We start from the raw sequence: 576 nt of genomic DNA, 5'->3' as shown, positions 1-576 counted from the left end.
GGTATGGCTCAAGGATGGCAATGGGCGAAGCATCGACCCGCAGCAGATACCTGCTCAGCTGGGGCTCCAGCACTTGGCCAACGACCCTTATCGTGCGCTGGTGTACTTCACCCGCGAGGTCGCTTACGACAAGCCGCGTTCTGGAGAGGTGGCCCCCGAGTTTCTCGAGTTCTACTGGGGTAACTGGCTGCGCTCGGTGATGCCGCTGGAAGGTTATGACCTGAGTGATCGTGGCGATTACCGGGACGCTGTCGAGGCCGCCGCGAAGAAGATGGTGGCCCTGGCCCCGGACGAGATCGTCGGTGACAGCGGCTTCAAGGCGCGCGAACTGGGCGGTTACTCGTCCATCGACCGCAAGGAGCTGAACAAGGTCGCTGGACGCAAACTGAACTATGCCACCCGTTACAAGAAGGCGCTGGCCGAGGGAAGCTGAGGCCTGTAGCGAAAAAGCCCGGCGCTAGGCCGGGCTTTCTTCTGCGCTTGCTCGGCTCAGTTCTGCTTCTTGTAGTTGTCCAGCGCCGTCTGGATCATCTGCCGCGCTTCGGCGGCATTGCCATAGCCATTCAGCTCGACTTT

1 protein-coding gene is annotated in these 576 nt (G+C 61.1%); it reads left to right on the top strand.

Annotated elements, in window-relative coordinates; genetic code table 11:
• Positions 1–433, top strand: a 433-nt coding sequence (locus J0A65_RS22320) for a ParB/Srx family N-terminal domain-containing protein (RefSeq protein ID WP_206596520.1), incomplete at its 5' end; no start/stop codon positions are given.
• Positions 434–576: the final 143 nt, after the last annotated feature.

The sequence above is a fragment of the Bowmanella yangjiangensis genome, assembly GCF_017255015.1.
In the GTDB taxonomy this organism is placed as follows: domain Bacteria; phylum Pseudomonadota; class Gammaproteobacteria; order Enterobacterales; family Alteromonadaceae; genus Bowmanella; species Bowmanella yangjiangensis.
This window is presented reverse-complemented; position numbering and strand designations above follow the sequence as displayed.